Source organism: Streptomyces sp. NPDC060002 (genome assembly GCF_042737245.1).
Classification (GTDB): domain Bacteria; phylum Actinomycetota; class Actinomycetes; order Streptomycetales; family Streptomycetaceae; genus Streptomyces.
This window is the reverse complement of the sequence record NZ_JBHWUW010000010.1, coordinates 95609-118394: the sequence shown is the minus strand read 5'-3', so window position 1 is coordinate 118394 and position 22786 is coordinate 95609. Positions and strand designations below refer to the sequence as shown.

Here is a 22786-nt window from a genome sequence, read left to right as displayed (position 1 = left end):
GATGAGTACGCGTTCTGCCGAGGTTCTGCGGCTGCCCGGGGCGGCGATACCCGAGGGCTGTCGGTCCTGGGACGCCGAACAGGCGGGGCGCTGGACGCGCGGGCTGCCGCCGCGCTGGGTGCCCGTGCGGGCGCGGACGTCCGTGTGGTTGGCGCTGCCGGTCGCCGCCGCGGTCGGTGCCGGTCTGCTGCACCGCTCCGCCGGACTGCCCGCCTGGGGTGCCGCACTGGTCGCCCTGCACCTCGTGTGGCTGGTGCTGCGGCCCGAGGCGGCCCTGGTTCTCGTGCCCGTCGCCGTCGCCGTCGTTCTGACGCCCGGGGACGACTCCGCCTGGCTCGTGCGGCTGGGGCTCCTGGTCGCGCTCGTGGGCGTCTGGGCGGCCGTGGGCCTGCGGCTGGCCGCACGGAAGCGGCAGCGGGCGGCGGGACTGGAGGCCGCCGGCGGAGTGACCGCCGGGGTGCCCAGGGCGCCCGGGACCGGTCGGGGACGGGCCGAGCGGGGGACGTTCCTGCTGTGGTCCGGGCTCGTCACGGTCGTCGCCGGCGGGGCCCTGTACGCCACCGCGGGCCTCCGGGACCTGACCGAGGACCGGCAGGCCGTCCCGGCGGCGGGCTGGTGCCTCACCGGGCTCGGTCTCACCGTGCTGCTCTCCGCGGCGCTGGCCCGCCGCCGGGCCGTCGGCCTGCGCCGGGCGTCCGTCCCGGTGCTGCGCGTGCTCGTGCGGGAGAACGGCGACGTCGAGACCGAGGTCTTCGCCGCCGACGACGTCGCCGCGCTGCGCCCCCTGTTCACGGTCTCCACCGCCGAGCTCGACGGGCGCGAGAAGGAGGACGCCGACGATGCCGACAACGATGCCGATGCCGATGCCGATGCCGAGGACGTCCGGGAGCTGATCTCACGGATCGACGACGAGCGCGCCGGGCCGCTGCGGGAGGCCGTTCTGTACGGAGTCCCCTACGACGGCGCCGAGGTCGTGTTCCTCGCCGCCGCGGACAAGGCCGGTGAGCCGCCGGTGGTGGAGGCGTCCGTGGGGCCCGTGCGGCCGGTGACGGGCATCGCGTTGCGGTGGAGGGCCAGGGCGGAGAAGGGGAAGGCCGTCCGGGAGGCCCGGCAGGATGAGCTGCGGGGGACCGCTGCCGCGCTCGTCGCCGAGCGGACCGGCCGGGAGGTCGCGGTGGGGGTACGGAAGTGGCGTGCCGGATGGGCGGACCGGGTGGCCGTCGGGCTGGTGCTGCTGTTCCTCCCGCTCTACTGGGAGGACTCCGGGTGGTGGAGGTACGGCTACGGCCTGGGCGCCACCCTGCTCGCCGCCCTGCTGCTGCCGCGCCGGATCGCCTGGCGGGTCACCGCCGACCGCGAGGGCCTGTGGTTCAACGGCCTGGGCGGCACCCGGCACCTCTCCTGGGACCACGTGCGGGCAGTGGAGTGCGAGGGCGTCCGGCTGCGGATCCACAGCAGGCAGGCCTCGTTCGAGGAGTGGCGGGTGGCCTCGCCCCGCTGGCCATGGCTGGAGAGCAGGCTCGGCCTGGTGCACCCGTACCAGCGGACGGCCGCCGAGATCACCGCGATGTGGCAGGACCCGGCGGCCCGCCCGGCCGGCCTCTCCGACGAGCGCCGGCGGGGGCGCGCCCTGTGGCCGCTCGGGATCGTCGTCGCCGCCGTGGGCACGGCGGCGACGCTGTTCCTGCCGTGATGCGGCCCGGCCGGCGCGGCTTGGTGCGCGGGCAGCGCGGCGACGGCGCTGTTCCGCCGTGACGCCGCCCGTTAGGCCTGCGGGGTGCGGGGTGCGGGGTGCGGGGTGCGGGGTGGCGGTGTTCGTGCGGGCGGGACGCTGCCGTGCGCCCACTGGGGGAGAGGGGTGCGCCCGGCCCGCCGGGCTCGGGTGGCTCCTGGGGCTCGAACGATGTGCGCGGCTCGCATGCCTCGTATCGCCTGTAAGCCCCGTATGGCCTGTAAGTCAGCCTCCCCCGCCGCCTCAGGGCGGGCGGGGGCTGCGGCTCGCATCGGCGTCAGCGCGCGGGCTCGTACGGCTTGCGGCCACGCGGGGCCTGCACGCCTGCCCGCACGGCCCCGCGGGGCACGTGCGGCGCGCGGTGCGGGTGACCCGTCCGCGGGAATCGTGCGCCCCGCGGACCCCGTGGGGCTTGCGGGGTCAGATGCCGGCCGCCGCCGACAGGTCCCGCTTGATCGCGGTGAGCAGGTCGTCCGCCGTGCTGCGGGCCGCCGGGAGGTCGGCGTGGGCGGTGACCGGGACCACGACCTCCAGGTAGCACTTCAGTTTCGGTTCGGTGCCGCTGGGGCGGACGATGACCCGGGCGCCGTCCAGCGTGTAGCGCAGGCCGTCGGTGGGGGGCAGCTTGTCCGTGCCCAGGGTGAGGTCCTCGGCCCGGGTGACGGCCAGGCCCGCGAGGGAGGTCGGGGGCCGCTCGCGGAGCCGCTCCATCGCGCGGGCGATGAGCGAGAGGTCCTGTACGCGGACCGAGAGCTGGTCGGTGGCGTGCAGACCGTGCTCCACGGCGAGGTCGTCGAGCAGGTCGAGCAGGGTGCGGCCCTCGGACTTGAGGGTGGACGCGAGCTCCGTGATGAGCAGGGCGGCGGTGATGCCGTCCTTGTCGCGTACGCCCTCGGGGTCCACGCAGTAGCCGAGGGCCTCCTCGTATCCGTAGCGCAGGCCGTCGACGCGGGCGATCCACTTGAAGCCGGTGAGGGTCTCCTCGTGGGGCAGGCCCGCCTTCTCGGCGATACGGCCGAGGAGGGAGGAGGACACGATCGACTCGGCGAGGACACCCCGCGCGCCGCGCCGGACGAGGTGTGCGGCGAGCAGGGAGCCGACCTCGTCGCCCCGCAGCATGCGCCAGTCGCCCTCGTGGGGCACGGCCACGGCGCAGCGGTCGGCGTCCGGGTCGTTGGCGATGATCAGGTCGGGGCCGGTCTCGCGGGCCCTGGCGAAGGCCAGGTCCATCGCGCCGGGCTCTTCCGGGTTGGGGAAGGCGACGGTCGGGAAGTCCGGGTCGGGCTCGGCCTGCTCGGCGACGAGGACGGGCTCGGGGAAGCCCGCGCGGGCGAAGGCCGCCAGCAGGACGTCCTTGCCCACGCCGTGCATCGCCGTGTACACCGTGCGGGCCGTGCGGGCGGAGTCCGGGGCGAGGACGGCGTCCGTGCGGGCCAGATAGGCGTCGAGGACGGCGTCGTCGAGGGTCTGCCAGCCGGCCTGCGGACGCGGAACGTCCTTCAGGGCGTCGATCGCGTCGATCTCGGCCGCGATCTCGGCGTCGGCGGGCGGCACGATCTGCGAGCCGTCCCCCAGGTACACCTTGTAGCCGTTGTCGCGCGGCGGGTTGTGGCTGGCGGTGACCTCCACGCCGGCGACCGCGCCCAGGTGCCTTATGGCGAAGGCGAGGACGGGGGTGGGGAGCGGACGGGGGAGCACGGCCGCCCGGAATCCGGCGCCCGTCATCACGGCCGCCGTGTCGCGGGCGAAGTCCTCCGACTTGTGGCGGGCGTCGTAGCCGATGACGACGATCCCGCCGGTCCCGGCGTTCTTCGCGAGGTACGCGGCGAGGCCGGCGGCGGCCCGGATCACGACGGAGCGGTTCATCCGCATGGGCCCGGCCCCGAGCTCACCTCGGAGCCCGGCGGTGCCGAACTGCAGGGTCCCGGCGAAACGGGCGGCGAGCTCGGTGACGTCCCCTGCCTCGATGAGCGCGGCGAGCTCGTCGCGGGTCTCCGGGTCGGGGTCCTCGGCGAGCCATGCGTGGGCGCGGGCGATGACGTCGTGCACGTCGGTGTCAACCTCTCGTCGTCTCGTGGTCCGGGTTCCCGGGGGCTGCGCCCCCGGGAACCCGTCGGCCCCGAACGGGCCTCGTCCTCGGGCTCCCCCGCAGGGGGCCGCCGGACGGGCCGAGCCCAGGGGCCGGCGCGGCGGTGGGACCGCTTCTACAGCCGGCCCAGCACCTGTGCCAGCAGGGAGCCCATGCGGGTCGCCGAGTCGCGCCCGGCCTGGAGGACCTCCTCGTGGTTCAGCGGCTCGCCGGTCATGCCGGCGGCGAGGTTGGTCACGAGGGAGATGCCGAGCACCTCGGCGCCGGCCTCACGGGCCGCGATGGCCTCCAGCACGGTCGACATGCCCACGAGGTCCGCGCCGATGGTCCGGGCCATCCGGATCTCGGCCGGCGTCTCGTAGTGCGGGCCGGGGAACTGGGCGTAGACGCCCTCCTCCAGCGTGGCGTCGATCTCCTTGCACAGGGTGCGCAGCCGCGGGGAGTACAGGTCCGTGAGGTCCACGAAGTTCGCGCCGACGATGGGGGACGTCGCCGTGAGGTTGAGGTGGTCGCTGATCAGCACCGGCTGACCGGGGCGCATGCCCTCGCGCAGGCCGCCGCAGCCGTTCGTCAGCACGATCGTCTTGCAGCCGGCCGCCACCGCCGTGCGGACGCCGTGGGCGACGGCGGCGACGCCGCGGCCCTCGTAGTAGTGGGTGCGGCCCAGGAAGACCAGCGCCCGCTTCTCGCCGATCTGGTACGAGCGGATCTTGCCGCCGTGGCCCTCGACCGCGGGCGGCGGGAAACCGGGCAGCTCGGTGACCTGGAACTCGGCGTCGGGAGCGCCCAGGGCGTCCACGGCCGGTGCCCAGCCGGAGCCCATCACGAGGGCGACGTCGTGGGTCTCGGCGCCGGTCAGTTCGCGCAGGCGCGCGGCGGCGGCGTCGGCGGCGGCGTGCGGGTCGCCCTGGATGTCGTCCGGGAGGAGAGATGCGTTCACGCGATGAGGGTAGCCGGTTCCGGCCTACGCGCGTAGATGACAGAGCCCACGGGATGGCGATCGTTGTCTTGTCGTTTCCAACGAGGCGTGGACCGCCGGGCGACGATCAGTCGTCGGTGATCAGGACGTCCTTGTCGTCGAAGACCTCGACGATGAAGATCAGCAGGCGTCCACGGCTGACCGTGTACTCGACGAGAATGTTCTGGGTCAGGCGGATCGTACGGTCGTCGCCGGTGGACCCTATGGGCCTGGACACCGAAAGGAACGGGTCGCGAGCCAGCAGGGCGATGCCCTTGTCGAACGAGGCGCGCTGTTGATCGTCGAGCCGGTCGCGGGCTTCGGCGGCCTGCACCGTGTAGTAGACGTCATACGTGCTGGGGCTCATGCGATCTCCCGTTGGTGCGCAGATGCTCCGAGTCGGCCGCGCTCAGCAAGGCCTCTTCCGCAGCTCCATCACGTAATCGTGTGGTGCCCCCGCCGACTCCGCCGCGTCGGCGATCTCGCCCAGGTAGCGGGCCGCGGGCAGCCCGCCCTCGTAGCCGTCCAGCACGAACATCCAGGCGGACTCCTCGCGCTCCAGCGTCTGCACCCGCACCCGGGCGCGCCGGTAGATGCCGAGGCCCACGCCCTCCCAGCGGTCCAGGGAGTCCTCGTCCATGGGGGCCACGTCGTACAGCGCGACGAAGACCTGGGCGCCGGGGTCCTCGACGACCGTCGCCAGCGCGCCCTCCCAGCCCAGCTGCTCGCCGCCGAACGTGAGCCGCCACCCGTTCAGCCAGCCGGTGGCGCGCAGGGGCGAGTGGGGAGCGCGGCGGGTCATCAGCCGCGCGTCGAGGTTGCCGGCGTACGCGGCGTAGAGCGACATGCAAGGAGAGTACGGCAGGCCGCGCACGCGTCACTCTCGTAACAGTGGCGCCCCCCGCGGCCCCCCGGGGCAGTACCACCGGCCCCCGTGCGGGACAATGGAGTACGTGACTCGGATCGTGATCATCGGTGGCGGACCCGGCGGCTATGAGGCTGCCCTGGTGGCCGCGCAGCTCGGCGCGGAGGTGACCGTCGTCGACTGCGACGGTCTGGGCGGGGCGTCGGTGCTGACCGACTGCGTGCCGTCGAAGACCCTGATCGCCACGGCCGAGGTGATGACCACCTTCGACTCCTCGTACGAGGAGCTGGGCATCATCGTCGCCGACGACACCCCGCCGCTGGAGCAGGCGGCCCGGGTCGTCGGGGTGGACCTCGGCAAGGTCAACCGGCGGGTGAAGCGGCTCGCGCTCGCCCAGTCGCACGACATCACCGCCTCCGTCACCCGGGCCGGCGCGCGCGTGCTGCGCGGGCGCGGCCGGCTGGCGGGCATGCAGGCCCTCGACGGCTCGCGCAAGGTCGTGGTCAGCGCCGCCGACGGCACCGAGGAGACCCTCACCGCCGACGCCGTCCTGCTGGCCACCGGCGCCCACCCGCGGGAACTGCCGGACGCCCAGCCCGACGGCGAGCGCATTCTGAACTGGACCCAGGTCTACGACCTCGGCGAGCTCCCCGAGGAGCTCATCGTGGTCGGCTCGGGTGTGACCGGCGCGGAGTTCGCCGGCGCCTACCAGGCCCTCGGCTCCAAGGTCACCCTCGTGTCCTCGCGCGAGCGCGTGCTGCCCGGCGAGGACCCGGACGCCGCAGCCGTCCTCGAGGACGTCTTCCGGCGCCGTGGCATGAACGTCATGGCCCGCTCGCGCGCCGAGTCCGCCAAGCGGGTCGGCGACCGGGTCGAGGTCACCCTGTCCGACGGCCGGGTCATCACCGGCTCGCACTGCCTCATGGCGGTCGGCGCCATTCCCAACAGCGAGGGGATGGGGCTGGAGGAGGCGGGCGTCAAGGTCCGCGAGTCCGGCCACATCTGGACCGACAAGGTCTCCCGGACCACCGCCCCCGGTGTGTACGCGGCCGGTGACGTGACCGGGATCTTCGCGCTGGCCTCCGTCGCCGCCATGCAGGGCCGGATCGCCATGTACCACTTCCTCGGTGACGCGGTGGCCCCGCTCAACCTGAAGACCGTCTCCTCGAACGTCTTCACCGACCCCGAGATCGCCACCGTCGGCTACAGCCAGTCCGACGTGGACGGCGGCAAGATCGACGCCCGGGTCGTCAAGCTGCCGCTGCTGCGCAACCCGCGCGCCAAGATGCAGGGCATCCGCGACGGCTTCGTCAAGATCTTCTGCCGGCCCGGCACCGGGATCGTCGTCGGCGGTGTGGTCGTGTCGCCGCACGCCTCGGAACTCATCCACCCGATCTCGATCGCCGTCGACAACAATCTGACGGTCGAACAGATCGCGAACGCGTTCACCGTGTACCCGTCCCTTTCCGGGTCGATCGCCGAAGTGGCGCGACAGCTGCACACCCGGAAGACGGCGGGCGAGGGCTGACGGCCGGTTTCGACTCCCCGCTGGTCACGGGGAGTTGACGGCGCGTCGTCGCCGGGTTGCCGGGCATGCGGGAGGCATAGGCGCCTGAACCAGGCCCTATACCACTTCCCGACCCCCTGTGCGAACAACTTCTACTATTCGGCGCAAAGAGCTGAAAGCAGACGGTCGTCCGCGTTACTGTCAGTTTCGTGTTCGCTGCAGAACGTCGCCAATTGATCCTCGAAATGGTGCGAGCGAACGGGGCCGTGTCGCTCCGTGAACTCGCCCGCGTCGTCCAGACCTCCGAAGTGACCGTACGGCGGGACGTGCGCGCACTGGAGGCAGAAGGACTCCTCGACCGCCGGCACGGCGGTGCGGTATTGCCGGGCGGGTTCACGCGAGAATCCGGCTTTCCGCAGAAATCCCATCTCGCGACCGCCGAAAAGACCGCCATCGCGGACCTCGCCGCGAACTTCGTCGAAGAGGGCGAGGCCATCGTGGTCGGGGCGGGCACCACCACACAGGAGCTGGCCCGCCGGCTCGCCCGGGTGCCCGGACTGACCGTCGTCACCAACTCGCTGCTGGTCGCCCAGGCGTTGGCCCATGCCAACCGGGTCGAGGTCGTGATGACCGGTGGCACCCTGCGTGGCTCCAACTACGCCCTCGTGGGGAGCGGCGCCGAGCAGTCCCTCCAGGGACTCAGGGTGTCGCGGGCCTTCATCTCCGGGAGCGGACTGACCGCCGAGCGCGGGCTGTCCACGTCCAACATGCTGTCGGCGTCCGTGGACCGGGCGCTGGTGCAGGCGGCCGCGGAGGTCGTCGTCCTCGCCGACCACACCAAGCTCGGCACGGACACGATGTTCCAGACCGTGCCGACGGACGTCATCACCCGGCTGGTGACCGACGAGCCGCCCGCGCACGACGACCGTGCGGCCACCGAGCTCCAGGCTCTGGCGGACCAGGGGGTGCAGATCGCCGTGGCCGGGGCGTCGGGGAGCCCGGGGGGTGACGCGGTCCCGGCGCGTCATCAGCAGCAGCGTCGGGACGTGCCGTTGCCTGCGCCTCGACGGGGGCAGGTGCCGGGCGCTGCCGCGGGGCTGCGGGCGGCCTCGATGCATGGGGAGCAGGCCCCTGGCGGGGAGCGGGCTCGGGTCGCGGACCTGCGTCGTCGTTGACCTCGCGGGCCGCCCCTGGGGGCTCGCCCCCAGACCCCCGTTCGGCCCTGAACGGGCCTCGTCCTCAATCGCCGGACGGGCTGGACGGCCCGGGCGTGTCGGATGGTCCCGGCAGGCCGGATGGTCCGGCCGGTCGGAACGTCCGGTAGGCCGGTAGGCCGGAAGACCGGAAGGCTTGGACGGGGCGGCCGGGCTCTGAAGCGCGGGCCTGAGGCTCGGATGGGGCGTCGGGGTGCTGGAACGCGGCGAGGCGCCCGGGGAGCGGGCGCCTCGACACGGGTGTTCCCTGGGGGTCAGTCCTTGATCTCGCAGATCGCGGCGCCCGAGGTGATGGACGCGCCGACCTCTGCGGCCAGGGCCTTGACGGTGCCGGAGCGGTGCGCGTTCAGCGGCTGCTCCATCTTCATCGCTTCGAGGACGACGATCAGGTCGCCCTCCTTGACCTCCTGGCCCTCCTCGACGGCCACCTTGACGATGGTGCCCTGCATCGGGGAGGCGAGGGTGTCGCCGGAGGCCATCGGGCCGGACTTCTTGGCCGCGCGGCGCTTGGGCTTGGCGCCCGCCGCGAGGCCCGTGCGGGCCAGGCTCATACCGAGCGAGGACGGCAGGGAGACCTCGAGGCGCTTGCCGCCGACCTCGACGACGATCGTCTCGCGGTCCGTGTCGTCCTCGGCCTCGGTGTCGGCCGGGGCCGCGAACGCGGGGATCTCGTTGACGAACTCGGTCTCGATCCACCGGGTGTGGACCGTGAACGGGTCCTGGCTGCCGGTCAGCTCGGGGGCGAACGCCGGGTCCCTGACCACCGCGCGGTGGAACGGGATCGCCGTGGCCATGCCCTCGACCTGGAACTCCTCCAGCGCGCGGGCCGCCCGCTGGAGCGCCTGCTCACGGGTGGCGCCGGTGACGATCAGCTTGGCCAGGAGCGAGTCCCACGCCGGGCCGATCACACTGCCCGACTCGACACCCGCGTCCAGGCGCACACCCGGACCCGACGGCGCGGCGAACGTGGTGACCGTGCCGGGGGCCGGCAGGAAGCCCCGGCCCGGGTCCTCGCCGTTGATACGGAACTCGAAAGAGTGACCGCGCAGCTGCGGGTCGCCGTAGCCGAGCTCCTCGCCGTCGGCGATCCGGAACATCTCACGCACCAGGTCGATGCCCGCGACCTCCTCGGTCACCGGGTGCTCGACCTGCAGACGGGTGTTGACCTCCAGGAAGGAGATCGTCCCGTCGACACCCACGAGGAACTCGACGGTGCCCGCACCGACGTAGCCGGCCTCCTTCAGGATGGCCTTCGAGGACGCGTACAGCTCGGCGACCTGGGCCTCGGACAGGAACGGCGCCGGGGCCTCCTCGACCAGCTTCTGGTGGCGGCGCTGCAGCGAGCAGTCACGGGTCGACACGACGACCACGTTGCCGTGGCTGTCGGCCAGGCACTGCGTCTCCACGTGCCGCGGCTTGTCCAGGTACCGCTCGACGAAGCACTCGCCCCGGCCGAACGCGGCGACCGCCTCACGGACGGCCGACTCGTACAGCTCGGGGACTTCTTCCAGCGTCCGGGCGACCTTCAGACCACGCCCGCCGCCGCCGAAGGCGGCCTTGATCGCGATCGGCAGCCCGTGTTCCTCGGCGAACGCCACGACCTCGCCGGCACCGGACACCGGATCCGGCGTACCGGCGACCAGGGGCGCACCGGCCCGCTGGGCGATGTGCCGGGCGGCGACCTTGTCACCCAGGTCACGGATGGCCTGCGGGGGCGGACCGATCCAGATCAGGTCCGCGTCCAGGACCGCCTGCGCGAATTCGGCGTTCTCCGAGAGAAAGCCGTAGCCGGGATGAACGGCGTCGGCACCGGACTCCCGAGCCGCGTTCAGCACCTTCTCGATGTCGAGATAGCTGGTCGCAGGAGAGTCACCGCCCAGGGCGAACGCCTCATCCGCCGCGCGGACATGCAGAGCATCCCGGTCCGGGTCGGCGTAGACGGCCACGCTCGCGATACCGGCATCCCGGCACGCCCGGGCCACGCGGACTGCGATTTCGCCACGGTTGGCGATGAGCACCTTGCGCACGATTGAGGCTCCCTCCTTGAAACAAGCCGAGTTTAGGGACTGCCGACACGCCTCTACGACCCGTCCCCAAAGGTGAGCTTGCCCACACGGAGCGTGATGCCAGGCTCACTCGACCGCGAAATCCCTTGTAGTACCGCCGTACGCAGCACTCCTCCGGCAAACCCTAGCCCTCCGGTGTGGCCAAGGTCTCTGTGAGCACGTGCTGCGGCACACTCCGTTTCTTTGTGGAGTCCCTACGAATGGCCCAACGATTCTTTGCCGCGCGCAGAACCCTTGTCCCGCGGTTTACCCGTTAGTAGCGTTCAGGGTGTTCCGAACGTACTTGAGGTAACAGCACCCTTGCTCGGGTCGGGGTCGAAAGTGGGTGGGACCGGTGGTGCGCAGACCGGTGGCGTGGATCGTGGCGGTCGTGCTCTTCGCGGAGGCGCTCGGCGTCGCCGCGGTGAACTGGTTCATGGGCGTCGTGGTGGACCGGCAGGACATGTCCCTGGCCGGAATGGACCCGGACGTCATGTCGACGTCCTCGAAGATCGGCGGGATCCTCTTCGGGCTCTACTTCGGTCTGTGCGCCGTGGTGGCCCTGCTGGTGGCGCTGCGCGACCGCGCGCCCGCCGGACTCGGCCGGGTGCTGCTGATCAGCGTCGCGGTCGTGCACGGCCTGCTGGGCGCCTTCGCGTGGGGTCTGCTGGGCTGGACGCAGTTCCTGTTCATGGTGGTGGTCCTCGCCCTGATCGTGCTGCTCCTGATGACGTACGACGCCCAGGAGCGGCCCGCGGCCCGGCAGCCGGAGGACAGCAAGGGCGACAGCGGCCCCCCGGTCGTGCCGGCGCCGGTCACGCCTCCGACGGCGCCCACAACTCCGTGATCCCGACACCCAGTTGCGCCAGCAGCCGGCGCACCAGGGGCAGGCTGATGCCGATGACGTTGCCGTGGTCGCCGTCGATGCCCTCGATGAACGGGGCCGAGCGGCCGTCGAGAGTGAACGCCCCGGCGACGTAGAGGGGTTCGCCCGAGGCGACGTACGCCGCGATCTCCTCGTCGGTCGGCTCGCCGAAGCGGACGACGGTGGAGGCGGTCGCGGACGTGTAGCGCCCGCTGACGGTGTCGTAGACGCAGTGGCCGGTCTGGAGCGTCCCGGCCCGGCCGCGCATCGCCTTCCAGCGCGCGGTGGCCTCCGCGGCGTCCGCGGGCTTGCCCAATGCCTCGCCGTCCAGGTCGAGCACCGAGTCGCAGCCGATCACCAGGGCGCCCTTGACCTCGGGCTTCGCGGCCACGACGGAGGCCTTCGCCTCGGCGAGCGCGAGCGCCAGATCGGCCGGGGTGGGGGCGGTGACGGCGTCCTCGTCGACCCCGCTCACGATCACCTCGGGGGCGAGACCGGCCTGGCGCAGCAGGTTCAGCCGGGCGGGGGACTGGGAGGCGAGGACGAGTCGGCGCATGCGCTCAGCCTAGCGGCGTGACGCTTTACCTGAGCCCCAGCACGATCATCGCTATCACCATGGCCACCGCGAGGAGGAGGCCGAGTCTCCGCAAGGTTTCCTGCATCTCGCGGAGTTCCTCGGGGGGCTCGTTCTCGGGGTCGGACCACAGCATGCCACCAGCGTGGCGCTGGGCAGGGGGCCTGTGCCTGAGTAGGCGTACTCAAATTGTGGGCCCGCAGCCGTTCACCCGATGCTCGGGTGCTTGTCGGCTGCGGGCCGGTGGGGACTGGTCGCGCCCGCGCGGCGGAGCCGCATGTCGATACGGCCCCGCGCCCCCGGCCCAGCCGCCGTCAGCTCGGCCAGTACGTGCGGGTCCAGGACGCCTGGCCGGGGTGCGGTACGCGTTGTGCCGCGATGCGGGCGGGGTCGGACCACGCGTCCCTCGGGGCTTCCACGCCGGACGGTGCGGCCGCTGCCGCCGCGGCGCGGGCCCGGACCACCGCCAGGGCGGCGGCGAGCTCCTCGGGGGTCGGGTTGCCCCGTACGACCTTGATCGTCACAGCGGCTCCTTAGAGGGGGATGTTGCCGTGCTTCTTCGGAGGGAGGGTTTCCCGCTTGGTGCGCAGCTGACGCAGGCCGCGCACGATGTGGCCGCGGGTGTCGGACGGCATGATCACCGAGTCGACGTAGCCGCGCTCGGCCGCGATGTACGGGTTGAGGAGCGTGTCCTCGTACTCCCGGATCAGCCGGGCGCGCACCGCCTCCAGATCCTCGCCGTTCGCCTGCGCCTCGGCGATCGTGCGGCGGTGCAGGATGTTGACCGCGCCCTGGGCGCCCATCACGGCGATCTGGGCGGTCGGCCAGGCCAGGTTGATGTCCGCGCCCAGGTGCTTGGAGCCCATGACGTCGTAGGCGCCGCCGAAGGCCTTGCGGGTGATCACCGTGATGAGCGGGACCGTGGCCTCCGCGTACGCGTAGATCAGCTTGGCGCCGCGGCGGATGATGCCGTCGTGCTCCTGGTCGACGCCGGGCAGGAAGCCGGGCACGTCCACGAACGTGATGACCGGGATGTTGAAGGCGTCGCAGGTGCGGACGAAGCGGGCCGCCTTCTCCGAGGCCGTGATGTCCAGACAGCCCGCGAACTGCATGGGCTGGTTGGCGACGATGCCGACCGGATGGCCCTCGACCCGGCCGTAGCCGGTGAGGATGTTCGGCGCGTACAGCGCCTGCGTCTCGAAGAACTCGGCGTCGTCCAGCACGTGTTCGATCACCGTGTGCATGTCGTACGGCTGGTTGGCGCTGTCCGGGACGATGGAGTCCAGCTCCAGGTCCTCGTCGGTGACGGACAGGTCCGCCTCCTCCGCGAACACCGGGGCCTCGGAGAGGTTGTTGGACGGCAGGTACGACAGCAGCTGCTTGACGTACTCGATGGCGTCCTTCTCGTCGCCGGCCATGTGGTGCGCCACGCCCGACACCGCGTTGTGGGTGCGCGCGCCGCCCAGCTCCTCGAAGCCGACGTCCTCGCCGGTGACCGTCTTGATGACGTCGGGACCGGTGATGAACATGTGCGAGGTCTGGTCCACCATCACCGTGAAGTCGGTGATCGCGGGCGAGTACACCGCGCCGCCCGCGCACGGGCCGACGACCAGGCTGATCTGCGGGATCACACCGGACGCGTGCGTGTTGCGGCGGAAGATCTCGCCGTACGCGCCCAGGGACGCGACACCCTCCTGGATGCGGGCGCCGCCGGAGTCGTTGATGCCGATGACCGGGCAGCCGGTCTTCAGCGCGAAGTCCATGACCTTGACGATCTTCTGGCCGTAGACCTCGCCGAGGGCGCCGCCGAAGACCGTGAAGTCCTGGGAGAAGACGGCGACCGGGCGGCCGTCGACCGTGCCGTAGCCGGTGACGACGCCGTCTCCGTACGGGCGGTTGTTCTCCAGGCCGAAGTTGGTGGAACGGTGCCGGGCGAACTCGTCCAACTCGACGAAGGAGCCCTCGTCGAGGAGCAGTTCGATCCGCTCACGGGCCGTCAGCTTGCCCTTCGCGTGCTGCTTCTCGACGGCACGCTCCGAACCGGCGTGCGTCGCTTCCTGGATGCGGCGCTGGAGATCCGCGAGCTTGCCCGCGGTCGTGTGGATGTCGATCCCTGGGATCTCGTGGCGCTCTTCCGGCTCGGACATCGGGATGTGGCTCCCTGCCTGCTCAAAAGGGGGGACGGTTACTCATCCGTAGAGTAGTGCTGGCCCTGGGGATCGGCAGTGCGGCATTCAACACACCTAGGGTGGCTTGCATGACACCGCGAGATGCAGCAGACGAGGGCGGCAGCCGGTGGTCCGATCTGGACCGTCCGCCCCTCAACGCCCCGGCGCTGCGCCGGGCGCTGGTACGGGAGGGCGGGCTGTGGTCGCAGGTGGAGGTGGTGCAGAGCACCGGTTCCACCAACTCCGACCTGGTCGACGCGGCGAACACGGGCAGGGCGCGCGAGGGCGCGGTCCTCGTCGCCGAGGAGCAGACCTCGGGGCGCGGCCGGCTGGACCGCCGGTGGACCGCGCCCCCGCGTTCCGGGCTGTTCTTCTCCGTGCTGCTCACCCCGAGCGAGGTGCCGGTGGCCCGCTGGGGCTGGCTGCCGCTGCTCACCGGGGTCGCCGTGGCGACGGGCCTGTCCCGGGCGGCGGGCATCGACACGGCACTCAAGTGGCCCAACGACCTCCTGGTGACCGTCGGGGGAGACGAACGCAAGGCGGGCGGCATCCTCGCGGAGTGGGCCGGCCAGGAGGCGGTGGTCGTCGGTGTCGGCCTCAACGTCACCGTGCGCGCGGAGGAGCTCCCGGTGCCGCTGGCGGGGTCGCTGGCCCTGGCCGGCGCGCTGAACACGGACCGGGACCCGCTGCTGCGGGGCGTCCTGCGCTCGCTGGAGGAGTGGTACGGGCGCTGGCGGGCGGCCGGCGGCGACCCGGCGGCGAGCGGTCTCCAGGAGACGTACGCGGCCGGGTGCGCGACGCTGGGACGAACAGTACGGGCCGAGCTGCCGGGGGACCGGTCGATCGTCGGCGAGGCGGTCGCGGTCGACGGGGACGGACGGCTTGTGATCGCCACGAAGGAAGGGGTACAGGAGCCGGTGGGCGCGGGAGACATCGTGCATCTGAGGCCGGCGTGACCCGAGCGCCGGGCAGCGGGTCCCCGCCGAACCGGACGGAGTGAGCTGGCGCACACCTGCCGTAGAGTTGAGGCCGGTCGATACCTGACCGCGGAAGATCGGAAGGGCAGCAGGCGTGACCGTCGACGACACGGGCTCCGGCGCGGGTGCGGACGGCCGGGGAAACCTGCCGGCCGCCGAACCCGGTGAGCCGGGCGACCCCGGTGAGGACCCGCATCCTCTCGCCCTGCGCCTCGAGCAGCTCATCCTCGGCGCCGAGCGGCGCTACACCCCGTTCCAGGCCGCCCGCAGCGCCGGTGTCTCCATGGAGCTGGCGTCGCGTTTCTGGCGGGCCATGGGCTTCGCCGACATCGGGCAGGCCAGGGCGCTCACCGAGGCCGACGTCCTCGCCCTGCGGCGCCTGGCCGGTCTCGTGGAGGCGGGGCTGCTGAGCGAGGCGATGGCCGTGCAGGTGGCGCGGTCCACCGGACAGACCACCGCCCGTCTGGCGGAATGGCAGATCGACTCCTTCCTGGAGGGGCTGACCGAGCCGCCCGAGCCGGGGATGACCCGCACCGAGGTCACGTATCCCATCGTCGAGCTGCTGCTGCCCGAACTGGAGGAGTTCCTCGTCTACGTCTGGCGCCGGCAGCTCGCCGCCTCGGCGGGCCGGGTCGTCCAGGCCGCCGACGACGAGGAGATGGTCGACCGGCGGCTGGCCGTCGCCTTCGCGGACCTCGTCGGCTTCACCCGGCTGACCCGGCGGATGGAGGAGGAGGAACTCGGCGAACTCGTCGAGGCCTTCGAGACGACCGCCGCCGACCTGGTCGCCGCCCGCGGCGGACGGCTGATCAAGACGCTCGGCGACGAGGTGCTGTACGCGGCCGACGACGCGGGCATCGCCGCCGACATCGCGCTGCTGCTCGTCGAGACGATGAGCAACGACGAGACGATGCCCGAACTGCGGGTCGGCATGGCGTTCGGCACGGTCACCACCCGGATGGGCGATGTCTTCGGCACGACGGTCAACCTGGCCTCACGGCTGACGTCGATAGCTCCCCGGGACGCCGTCCTCGTCGACAGCGCCTTCGCCGAGGAGCTGATCCGCACCGGCGACGCCCCGGCCTCCGAGGCCGAGGCGGCGGAGGAGGCGGCCGCCGCCGAGAAGGAGGGCGAGGAGCCGCCGAAGTACCGCTTCGCGCTCCAGCCCATGTGGCAGCGGCCGGTGCGCGGTCTCGGCGTGGTCGAGCCCTGGCTGCTGACACGACGCAACGACGTCGACGGCTAGAGCCTGCCCGCTCTAGAGCCCCGGTACGGCGGCACCGAGCGGGTCCACGCACAGACCGATGACGGGAACGCAGACGCCCGGCTGACGTGGATCGGCGGGCTGCTCCGGCTGGGGCGCGGGGGCGGCCGTGGTCGGGGCGGGGGCCGGGGTCCTCGGGGGCGATGTGGGCCGCGGGGCGGTGGTCGCCTCGGGCGCCGGGGCGCGGGGCGCGGGCGCGGCCGGGGTGTAGGTGGCGCCCGGGGTGAGGGCGACGGACGTCGGTGCGCCGGGCACGCCCGGGACCAGGCTGGCCGCGGGCGCGGGCGCGGGGGCGGTGCTCGCTCCGCCCATCGCGCTGGGCGCGGTCGGAGAGGGCGCCACGGTGGCGGACGGGCCGGCCGAGCGGCCGGCATCGCTGCCGGCCCCGCTGTCGGTGTCGCTGTCGGTGTCGGTCTCCGTAGTGCCCGCGACGGGTTCGGGTCGCGGTTCGGCCTCCGCGGTGCCGAGGCCACCGGCGCCGCCTGGGTCGGGGGTCAGCCGGACGAGGCTCAGCACCCCGGCGGCCAGCGCGAGACCGCCGGCGGCGAACAGCACCTTGCGGGGGCGGGGGCGGCGGTGCCGGCCCCGGGGGCGCGGGGCCCACAGCCCGCCGGTCTCCCCGGACGCCGCCTCGTCCTGCGGAGCCGTCTCGTACTGCCCGGTCCATGTGCTCACCGGCATGCTCGTCATCGCGTTCCCTCCCCGATGCGGTAGCGCCCCCGATGCGCCGGGGCGGACGCACGGTATGCGCTGCCGTGAGTGATGCGGGCGGAGTTGGGCGGCATGTCACTCGAACGGGTCGGCAGGGCCGCAATACGGGGTGGTGCGCGAGGCCGGTCCGCTCTTTCGCCTCCCGGCCCCGGCTGCGATGATCGGACGAGCGTTGTTAACCCGCGTTAACCGGAGGGTGTCGTGAGCGGTGTCGGGAGCGGTGTCATGAGCGAGGAGCGGTTCGGGGAGTTCGTCCTGGTGCGGCGGCACGGGGACGGCGGGCACGTCGCCGAGCTGGTCCTCGACCGGCCGAAGGCCATGAACGCCGTCTCCACCGACATGGCCCGGTCGATCGCCGGGGCGTGCGCGGCGCTGGGCGGGGACCGCGACGTGCGGGTGGTGGTGCTGACCTCGACGCACGAGCGGGCGTTCTGCGTCGGCGCCGACCTGAAGGAGCGGAACTCCTTCAGCGACGCCGAACTGCTGCGGCAGCGGCCGCTGACCCGCGCCGCTTACACGGGGGTGCTGGAACTGCCGGTGCCCTCGGTCGCGGCGGTGCACGGCTTCGCGCTGGGCGGCGGCTACGAACTGGCGCTGGCGTGCGACGTGATCGTGGCCGACGGTACGGCCGTGGTCGGGCTGCCGGAGGTGTCGGTGGGCGTGATCCCCGGCGGCGGCGGGACCCAGCTGCTGCCGCGCCGGGTGGGGGCGGCCCGGGCGGCCGAGCTGGTGTTCACGGCGCGCCGGGTGGCGGCGGCCGAGGCGCGGGAGCTGGGTCTGGTGGACGTCCTGGTGGAGGACGGGCGGGACCGGGAGGAGGCGCTGGCGCTGGCCGGGCGGATCGGCGGCAACTCGCCGGTCGGGCTGCGGGCGGCGAAGCGGGCGCTGCGCCTGGGGCAGGGGCTGGAACTGCGGGCCGGGCTCGAGGTCGAGGACGCGGCGTGGCGGTCGGTCGCCTTCTCCGGGGACCGGGCGGAGGGGGTGGCGGCCTTCAACGAGAAGCGGAAGCCGCAGTGGCCGGGCGAGTGAGGGAGCGGCGGTCGGGCGACACGCGACCGGAGGTGCGCTCATCACTCTCAGTGGCGCTTCGGTGTCCCCTTTCTGGCTGAATGTCCCTAGCCTGGGGAGATGGGTGACGACAGACGCCTGGTGGCCGTGGTGGCGCTCGCGCAGGGGATGGCGGCCGCGCACACCCCCCGCGAGACGTGGCGGGCGGCGGCCCTCGGGGCCTGCCGGGCGCTGTCCGCAGGCTTCGCCGCGCTCTCGGTGTGGGAGCGGGACCTCGGGCGGCTGCGCGTCCTGGTGAACGTGGGGGACCGGGCCGCCGACGAGGACGAGTTCCCGGACGGCGAGGCCTATCCGGTGCACCAGTTCCCCGAGATCACGGAGTTCCTGCACGAGCGCTGGGTGGCCGGCGGTGAGCCCGACGCCTGGGTGGAGACGGCCCAGGGGCCCGCCGCCGGTCGCCCCGGCTACTGCCACCAGCGGGTCGCCGCCCTGCGCCGCCGGGGCCGCGGTTCCTGTGTGGTCGCGCCGATCGTGCTGCACGGTCGCGCGTGGGGCGAGCTGTACGTCGCCCGCTCCGTGGGCACTCCCGTCTTCGACCGGGCCGACGCCGACTTCGCCACCGTCCTCGCCGCCGTCGTCGCCGCCGGGCTCGCCCAGACCGAGCGGCTGGAGGAGGCCCGCCGGCTCGCCTTCACCGACGCCCTCACCGGTCTGGCCAACCGCCGTGCCGTCGACGTACGGCTGGAGGAGGCGGTCGAGCGGCATCGTGCGGAGGGAATCGTCGTCAGTCTCGTCGTGTGCGACCTCAACGGGCTGAAGCGGGTCAACGACACCCTCGGGCACGCTGTCGGGGACCGGCTGCTGGAGCGGTTCGGGTCGGTGCTGTCGCTGTGCGGGGCCATGCTGCCCGGCGCGCTGGCCGCCCGGCTCGGCGGCGACGAGTTCTGTCTGCTGGCCGTCGGGTCGCTCGCCGACGATGTCGTCAAGGTCGCCGACGAACTCTGCCGGCGGGCCGGTGAGCTGGAGCTCGGCGAGGGGGTGGCCTGCGGGGTCGCCTCCACCGAGGACCCCATCGGGCCGGTGTCCTCCGCCCGCAGGCTGTTCCGGCTGGCCGACGCCGCCCAGTACCGGGCCAAGGCCGTACGGGCCGCCCGGCCGGTGGTCGCCGGGCGCGCGGGCCCCGACGATCCCGTCGTGCGCCTCGCCGACGAGCCGTCCCACGGGCGGACCGCCGAGCGGCGACGGTTCAGGGGGCGGCGTTGAGGGTGTGACCCGTTCGGTAAGGGGTGAACCCGGTACCCACTGGTGACATCCCGGTCTTCACTGCGTACGCTCCTGAATATGGATATGCACACTGTGGTGGTGGGGACGTCCGGCGTGACCGCGTCCGACGTGCTCGCCGTGGCGCGCGACGGCGCCCGGATCGAGCTCTCCGGGGAGGCGGTGGCGGCCCTGGCCGCGGCCCGCGAGATCGTGGACGCGCTGGCGGCCAAGCCCGAGCCCGTCTACGGCGTCTCCACCGGGTTCGGCGCCCTCGCCACCCGGCACATCAGCCCGGAGCTGCGCGCCCGGCTCCAGCGCAACATCGTCCGCTCGCACGCCGCCGGAATGGGCCCGCGGGTCGAACGCGAGGTCGTCCGGGCGCTGATGTTCCTGCGGCTGAAGACCGTCTGCTCCGGGCGCACCGGCGTCCGGCCCGCTGTCGCGCAGACCATGGCCGACATCCTCAACGCCGGCATCACCCCGGTCGTGCACGAGTTCGGCTCCCTCGGCTGCTCCGGCGACCTCGCCCCGCTCTCGCACTGCGCCCTCACCCTCATGGGGGAGGGCGACGCGGAGGGCCCGGACGGCGCCGTACGGCCCGCCGGAGAGCTGCTCGCCGAGCACGGCATCGCCCCCGTCGAACTGCGCGAGAAGGAGGGCCTGGCGCTCCTCAACGGCACCGACGGGATGCTCGGCATGCTGGTCATGGCCCTCGCCGACCTCGACATGCTCTACAAGTCCGCCGACGTCACGGCCGCGCTCAGCCTGGAGGCGCTGCTCGGCACCGACAAGGTGCTCGCCCCCGAACTGCACGCCATCCGCCCGCACCCGGGGCAGGGCGCCTCGGCCGCCAACATGCTGGCCGTGCTGGCGGGTTCGGAACTCACCGGCCACCACCAGGACGACGCGCCCCGGGTCCAGGACGCCTACTCGGTGCGCTGTGCCCCGCAGGTCGCCGGCGCCGGCCGCGACACCATGGCGCACGCCCGGCTCGTCGCGGAGCGGGAGCTGGCCTCGGCCGTCGACAACCCGGTGGTGCTGCCCGACGGGCGGGTCGAGTCCAACGGCAACTTCCACGGCGCGCCGGTCGCCTACGTCCTGGACTTCCTCGCCATCGCCGTCGCCGACCTCGCCTCCATCGCCGAGCGGCGCACCGACCGGCTGCTGGACAAGAACCGCAGCCACGGCCTCCCGCCGTTCCTCGCGGACGACGCCGGGGTCGACTCCGGGCTGATGATCGCCCAGTACACGCAGGCCGCGCTGGTCAGCGAGTTGAAGCGGCTGGCCGTACCGGCGTCCGCCGACTCGATCCCGTCCTCCGCGATGCAGGAGGACCATGTGTCGATGGGCTGGTCCGCGGCCCGCAAGCTGCGCACCGCCGTCGACAACCTCACGCGGGTGATCGCCGTCGAGCTGTACGCCGCCACGCGCGGGGTGGAGCTGCGGGAGGGGCTCACCCCGGCGCCGGCGACGCGTGCGGTCATCGAGGCGGTACGCAAGGCGGGCGTGCAGGGGCCCGGCCCGGACCGGTTCCTCGCGCCCGACCTCGCGGCGGCGGACGCCTTCGTGCGCGGCGGACTGCTCGTCGCCGCGGTGGAGACGGTCACCGGACCGCTGCGGTAGAGCGGTGGGGCCCCGCCGCACGGATGTGACGGCAGGGCCCCTGTGCGCCGCACGCGTCGGCGGGCTACTTCAGTCGCTCAGCTGCTCCGGCTGCTTCGGTCACTTCAGCTTGGCGACCTGCGCGTCGACCACGGCCGCCGGGATGGCGCCCATGTCGCCGCCCTTCGTCATCGCGGCGAAGTTCACCGTGTAGAACGTGGCGACGGTGTTGCCCTTGCGCACCACGGTCGTGTGGAAGGCGGCCGTGCCCGCGCCGTCCATGTCGACGTCCTCGGTGAACGCCACCACCTCGTCGCCCTGCGCGGCGCCCTTCTCCGCGGCGACCTTGGTGACCTTGGTGTTCTCACCGTCGGCCGCCAGGCCGTAGCCGCCGGCACAGGCCGTCACACCGTCGGATACGGCCTTCAGTGCCTTCTCGGCGCCGTCGCCCTCGTAGGAGGACAGACCCACGAACGTCATGTCGACGTCGAAGGCGTCCGCGATGTCCTCGGGCTGGACGGTGGCGGACGACGCCTTGTCCTCCGAGACCGAGTTGCTGGCGTTCGCGTCCGTGTCGCCCGGGGCGAGACCGGCCGTGGCCCAGGCGAGCGGGTCGCAGGCCGGCTTGTCGGTCTTCACCTGGGACTTGGAGGTCGGCAGGGTGTCGTCGCCCGAGTCGGACTTGTAGCCCTTGAGTTCGCCCTGCGCGAGCAGCAGCTTCTCCAGTTCGGCGGTGGTGAGCGCCTTCGCGGCCGGAGCGGACGAGGAGGAGCCGGCGGACGAGGAGGCCTTGGAGTCCGCGGAGTCCTTCGACCCCTCGTCCGAACATGCGGTGAGGAGGGAGAGCGACAGCGCGCCTATGGCGGCGGTGGCGCACAGCCGTGCCCCCGGTGATCTCTTCATGAGCGAACTATGAAGAGCCTGTCAAGGAACAGTCAAGTTAATTCAAAAACCCAGACGTTCCCGGCGAACGGAATAAACCACGAAGCCCGCGCCCAGCGCGAGAAGCGTGGTTCCGCCGACGACGTAAGGGGTCGTGTCGAAACTGCCGGTGTCGGCGAGCCGGGTGCCGTCGTCGGCCGTGATGTCGGCCGTCGTCTCGGCCGTCGTGTCGGTCGTCGTCCCGGTCGTGGTCCTGGCCGCCGTCCCGGTCGTGCCGTCGGCGCCGGTGTCGGCGGTGGTGTCTGTCGTGGTCGTCGACGCGGCCCGTGCCTGGGTCGTGATCTGCGTCGTCGTGCCCGTTCTGGCCGGAGTGTCCTGGGAAGCGTTCGCGGACGGGACGAACCACAGGGCGCCCAACAGGGCCCCCGCGGCGGTGGCGGTCAGCAACGGACGTCGAGCGGATGACACGGAATATCTATCCCCTTGTGGCGCTGGCGAATTGGCCGTGTGGTCCGATGCTAATGAAAGTCGCGGGTCGCGGGAAAGTTGCGGGAGCTGTGAGCCGTACGCTCCGGCCATGAGCACTGAAGAGACATCACGTTTTGTTCGGATTAGAGTAGATATTCTCCTCGAGGTGCACGACGAGGACGCCGTGACGACGGCGGCACTGCGGCGGATCGCCGACGACGCGGAGCTCCCGGACGCCGAGCGCGCGCACGCCGAGGGCGCTGTGACGGAAGACACCGCGGAGGCCCTCGCCTATCTCGTCGACCCGTTCGACCTGGTCGGTGAGGTGCCCGGAGTGGAGCTCCAACAGGCCTCCTGGTCCAGCGAACGGATCGACTACGACCCGGATTCGCCGGAGTGGGACCTCGACGAGGATGATGTCGACGAGGATGACGGGGCGGACGGCGAAAAGGGCGGCATCGGCTGAGCGTTCCGGGAAACTCGTGAACCCCGGACGGCAACCGCCGACCGGGGTTTCGTCGTCTCAGCAGACGCACGAACCGACACCCGCACCGGCCGCGCCATGAACGTGGCGTGCCCCACACCTTCGGGAAT

The 22786-nt window shown here is 72.6% G+C and carries 22 protein-coding genes; 10 read left to right on the top strand and 12 right to left on the bottom strand.

The window, feature by feature from the left end; translation table 11 throughout:
• The first annotated feature begins 1 nt into the window (after position 1).
• Positions 2–1693 (top strand): hypothetical protein, encoded by a 1692-nt coding sequence (locus ACFWBD_RS12540; protein WP_385666180.1) that lies wholly within the window; start codon positions 2–4, stop codon positions 1691–1693.
• 459 nt (positions 1694–2152) lie between these two features.
• Here ACFWBD_RS12540 and ACFWBD_RS12535 read toward each other — a convergent pair whose 3' ends face one another.
• From ACFWBD_RS12535 to ACFWBD_RS12520, 4 genes are all read right to left on the bottom strand, one after another.
• A complete protein-coding gene (locus ACFWBD_RS12535; protein ID WP_385666178.1) occupies positions 2153–3781 on the bottom strand; it encodes a phospho-sugar mutase in 1629 nt (542 codons plus the stop codon).
• Between the two features lie 155 nt (positions 3782–3936).
• Positions 3937–4761, bottom strand: a complete 825-nt coding sequence (locus ACFWBD_RS12530) for a purine-nucleoside phosphorylase (protein WP_385559619.1) — start codon at positions 4759–4761, stop codon at positions 3937–3939.
• A 106-nt stretch (positions 4762–4867) separates the two neighbouring features.
• Positions 4868–5146 carry a type II toxin-antitoxin system RelE/ParE family toxin gene (locus ACFWBD_RS12525; RefSeq protein ID WP_385666176.1) on the bottom strand — a complete coding sequence of 93 codons (279 nt, stop codon included), beginning with the start codon at positions 5144–5146 and terminating at the stop codon, positions 4868–4870.
• Between the two features lie 42 nt (positions 5147–5188).
• Positions 5189–5626, bottom strand: a complete 438-nt coding sequence (locus ACFWBD_RS12520) for a gamma-glutamylcyclotransferase (protein ID WP_385666174.1) — start codon at positions 5624–5626, stop codon at positions 5189–5191.
• 97 nt (positions 5627–5723) lie between these two features.
• On the opposite strand from ACFWBD_RS12520, the gene ACFWBD_RS12515 reads away from it, so the two are divergent.
• Together ACFWBD_RS12515 and ACFWBD_RS12510 are read left to right on the top strand one after the other, a co-directional pair.
• Positions 5724–7172 carry an NAD(P)H-quinone dehydrogenase gene (locus tag ACFWBD_RS12515; RefSeq protein WP_385666173.1) on the top strand — a complete coding sequence of 483 codons (1449 nt, stop codon included), beginning with the start codon at positions 5724–5726 and terminating at the stop codon, positions 7170–7172.
• Positions 7173–7360: 188 nt separating this feature from the next.
• Positions 7361–8326 carry a DeoR/GlpR family DNA-binding transcription regulator gene (locus ACFWBD_RS12510; RefSeq protein ID WP_385666171.1) on the top strand — a complete coding sequence of 322 codons (966 nt, stop codon included), beginning with the start codon at positions 7361–7363 and terminating at the stop codon, positions 8324–8326.
• A gap of 293 nt (positions 8327–8619) precedes the next feature.
• Here the strand turns inward: ACFWBD_RS12510 and ACFWBD_RS12505 are convergent, their stop codons facing one another.
• Positions 8620–10392 carry an acetyl/propionyl/methylcrotonyl-CoA carboxylase subunit alpha gene (locus ACFWBD_RS12505; protein ID WP_385666169.1) on the bottom strand — a complete coding sequence of 591 codons (1773 nt, stop codon included), beginning with the start codon at positions 10390–10392 and terminating at the stop codon, positions 8620–8622.
• A gap of 373 nt (positions 10393–10765) precedes the next feature.
• Between ACFWBD_RS12505 and ACFWBD_RS12500 the strand changes: the two genes are divergently transcribed.
• Positions 10766–11257 carry a hypothetical protein gene (locus tag ACFWBD_RS12500; protein ID WP_385666168.1) on the top strand — a complete coding sequence of 164 codons (492 nt, stop codon included), beginning with the start codon at positions 10766–10768 and terminating at the stop codon, positions 11255–11257.
• Here the strand turns inward: ACFWBD_RS12500 and ACFWBD_RS12495 are convergent.
• From ACFWBD_RS12495 to ACFWBD_RS12480, 4 genes are all read right to left on the bottom strand, one after another.
• A complete protein-coding gene (locus tag ACFWBD_RS12495) occupies positions 11226–11831 on the bottom strand; it encodes a Maf family protein (protein ID WP_385666167.1) in 606 nt (201 codons plus the stop codon). The genes ACFWBD_RS12500 and ACFWBD_RS12495 overlap by 32 nt on opposite strands.
• A 25-nt stretch (positions 11832–11856) precedes the next feature.
• A complete protein-coding gene (gene mmpB / locus ACFWBD_RS12490) occupies positions 11857–11985 on the bottom strand; it encodes a morphogenic membrane protein MmpB (RefSeq protein WP_385666165.1) in 129 nt (42 codons plus the stop codon).
• Between the two features lie 178 nt (positions 11986–12163).
• Positions 12164–12373: an acyl-CoA carboxylase epsilon subunit gene (locus tag ACFWBD_RS12485; RefSeq protein WP_385666163.1), complete on the bottom strand. Its 210-nt coding sequence runs from the start codon at positions 12371–12373 to the stop codon at positions 12164–12166.
• A gap of 9 nt (positions 12374–12382) precedes the next feature.
• On the bottom strand, positions 12383–13996 hold the full coding sequence (locus ACFWBD_RS12480; protein ID WP_385666161.1) for an acyl-CoA carboxylase subunit beta: 1614 nt from the start codon (positions 13994–13996) through the stop codon (positions 12383–12385).
• A gap of 110 nt (positions 13997–14106) precedes the next feature.
• Here ACFWBD_RS12480 and ACFWBD_RS12475 point away from each other — a divergent pair, with 110 nt between their 5' ends.
• Together ACFWBD_RS12475 and ACFWBD_RS12470 are read left to right on the top strand one after the other, a co-directional pair.
• Positions 14107–14973 (top strand): biotin--[acetyl-CoA-carboxylase] ligase, encoded by an 867-nt coding sequence (locus tag ACFWBD_RS12475; protein ID WP_385666159.1) that lies wholly within the window; start codon positions 14107–14109, stop codon positions 14971–14973.
• A 115-nt stretch (positions 14974–15088) separates the two neighbouring features.
• The gene (locus ACFWBD_RS12470; RefSeq protein WP_384124055.1) at positions 15089–16240 is read left to right on the top strand and encodes an adenylate/guanylate cyclase domain-containing protein; all 1152 of its coding nucleotides are present in this window, start codon (positions 15089–15091) and stop codon (positions 16238–16240) included.
• Positions 16241–16252: 12 nt separating this feature from the next.
• On the opposite strand, the gene ACFWBD_RS12465 is transcribed toward ACFWBD_RS12470, so the two are convergent.
• On the bottom strand, positions 16253–16948 hold the full coding sequence (locus ACFWBD_RS12465) for a hypothetical protein (protein WP_385666157.1): 696 nt from the start codon (positions 16946–16948) through the stop codon (positions 16253–16255).
• A gap of 246 nt (positions 16949–17194) precedes the next feature.
• On the opposite strand from ACFWBD_RS12465, the gene ACFWBD_RS12460 reads away from it, so the two are divergent.
• From ACFWBD_RS12460 to hutH, 3 genes are all read left to right on the top strand, one after another.
• A complete protein-coding gene (locus ACFWBD_RS12460; protein WP_385666155.1) occupies positions 17195–17998 on the top strand; it encodes an enoyl-CoA hydratase/isomerase family protein in 804 nt (267 codons plus the stop codon).
• A 99-nt stretch (positions 17999–18097) separates the two neighbouring features.
• The gene (locus ACFWBD_RS12455) at positions 18098–19240 is read left to right on the top strand and encodes a diguanylate cyclase domain-containing protein (RefSeq protein WP_385666153.1); all 1143 of its coding nucleotides are present in this window, start codon (positions 18098–18100) and stop codon (positions 19238–19240) included.
• 84 nt (positions 19241–19324) lie between these two features.
• Positions 19325–20863 carry a histidine ammonia-lyase gene (gene hutH, locus ACFWBD_RS12450; RefSeq protein ID WP_385666277.1) on the top strand — a complete coding sequence of 513 codons (1539 nt, stop codon included), beginning with the start codon at positions 19325–19327 and terminating at the stop codon, positions 20861–20863.
• A gap of 99 nt (positions 20864–20962) precedes the next feature.
• On the opposite strand, the gene ACFWBD_RS12445 is transcribed toward hutH, so the two are convergent.
• Positions 20963–21745, bottom strand: coding sequence for a hypothetical protein (locus tag ACFWBD_RS12445; protein WP_385666151.1), 783 nt, complete (start codon positions 21743–21745; stop codon positions 20963–20965).
• Between the two features lie 42 nt (positions 21746–21787).
• Entirely contained in the window at positions 21788–22192 is a 405-nt protein-coding gene (locus ACFWBD_RS12440; protein WP_385666149.1) for an LPXTG cell wall anchor domain-containing protein, read from the bottom strand.
• A gap of 109 nt (positions 22193–22301) precedes the next feature.
• Here ACFWBD_RS12440 and ACFWBD_RS12435 point away from each other — a divergent pair, with 109 nt between their 5' ends.
• Complete coding sequence (locus ACFWBD_RS12435; RefSeq protein WP_385666147.1) at positions 22302–22658, top strand: hypothetical protein; 357 nt, start codon at positions 22302–22304, stop codon at positions 22656–22658.
• Positions 22659–22786: the final 128 nt, after the last annotated feature.

Coding starts and splice junctions, on each gene's coding strand:
- ACFWBD_RS12540 (WP_385666180.1), top strand. CDS start 2: ATGAGTACGCGTTCTGCCGAGGTTCTGCGGCTGCCCGGGGCGGCGATA.
- ACFWBD_RS12525 (WP_385666176.1), bottom strand. CDS start 5,146: ATGAGCCCCAGCACGTATGACGTCTACTACACGGTGCAGGCCGCCGAA.
- ACFWBD_RS12520 (WP_385666174.1), bottom strand. CDS start 5,626: ATGTCGCTCTACGCCGCGTACGCCGGCAACCTCGACGCGCGGCTGATG.
- ACFWBD_RS12515 (WP_385666173.1), top strand. CDS start 5,724: ATGGAGTACGTGACTCGGATCGTGATCATCGGTGGCGGACCCGGCGGC.
- ACFWBD_RS12495 (WP_385666167.1), bottom strand. CDS start 11,831: ATGCGCCGACTCGTCCTCGCCTCCCAGTCCCCCGCCCGGCTGAACCTG.
- mmpB (WP_385666165.1), bottom strand. CDS start 11,985: ATGCTGTGGTCCGACCCCGAGAACGAGCCCCCCGAGGAACTCCGCGAG.
- ACFWBD_RS12480 (WP_385666161.1), bottom strand. CDS start 13,996: ATGTCCGAGCCGGAAGAGCGCCACGAGATCCCAGGGATCGACATCCAC.
- ACFWBD_RS12475 (WP_385666159.1), top strand. CDS start 14,107: ATGACACCGCGAGATGCAGCAGACGAGGGCGGCAGCCGGTGGTCCGAT.
- ACFWBD_RS12465 (WP_385666157.1), bottom strand. CDS start 16,948: ATGACGAGCATGCCGGTGAGCACATGGACCGGGCAGTACGAGACGGCT.
- ACFWBD_RS12460 (WP_385666155.1), top strand. CDS start 17,195: ATGAGCGAGGAGCGGTTCGGGGAGTTCGTCCTGGTGCGGCGGCACGGG.
- ACFWBD_RS12455 (WP_385666153.1), top strand. CDS start 18,098: ATGGGTGACGACAGACGCCTGGTGGCCGTGGTGGCGCTCGCGCAGGGG.
- hutH (WP_385666277.1), top strand. CDS start 19,325: ATGCACACTGTGGTGGTGGGGACGTCCGGCGTGACCGCGTCCGACGTG.
- ACFWBD_RS12445 (WP_385666151.1), bottom strand. CDS start 21,745: ATGAAGAGATCACCGGGGGCACGGCTGTGCGCCACCGCCGCCATAGGC.
- ACFWBD_RS12435 (WP_385666147.1), top strand. CDS start 22,302: ATGAGCACTGAAGAGACATCACGTTTTGTTCGGATTAGAGTAGATATT.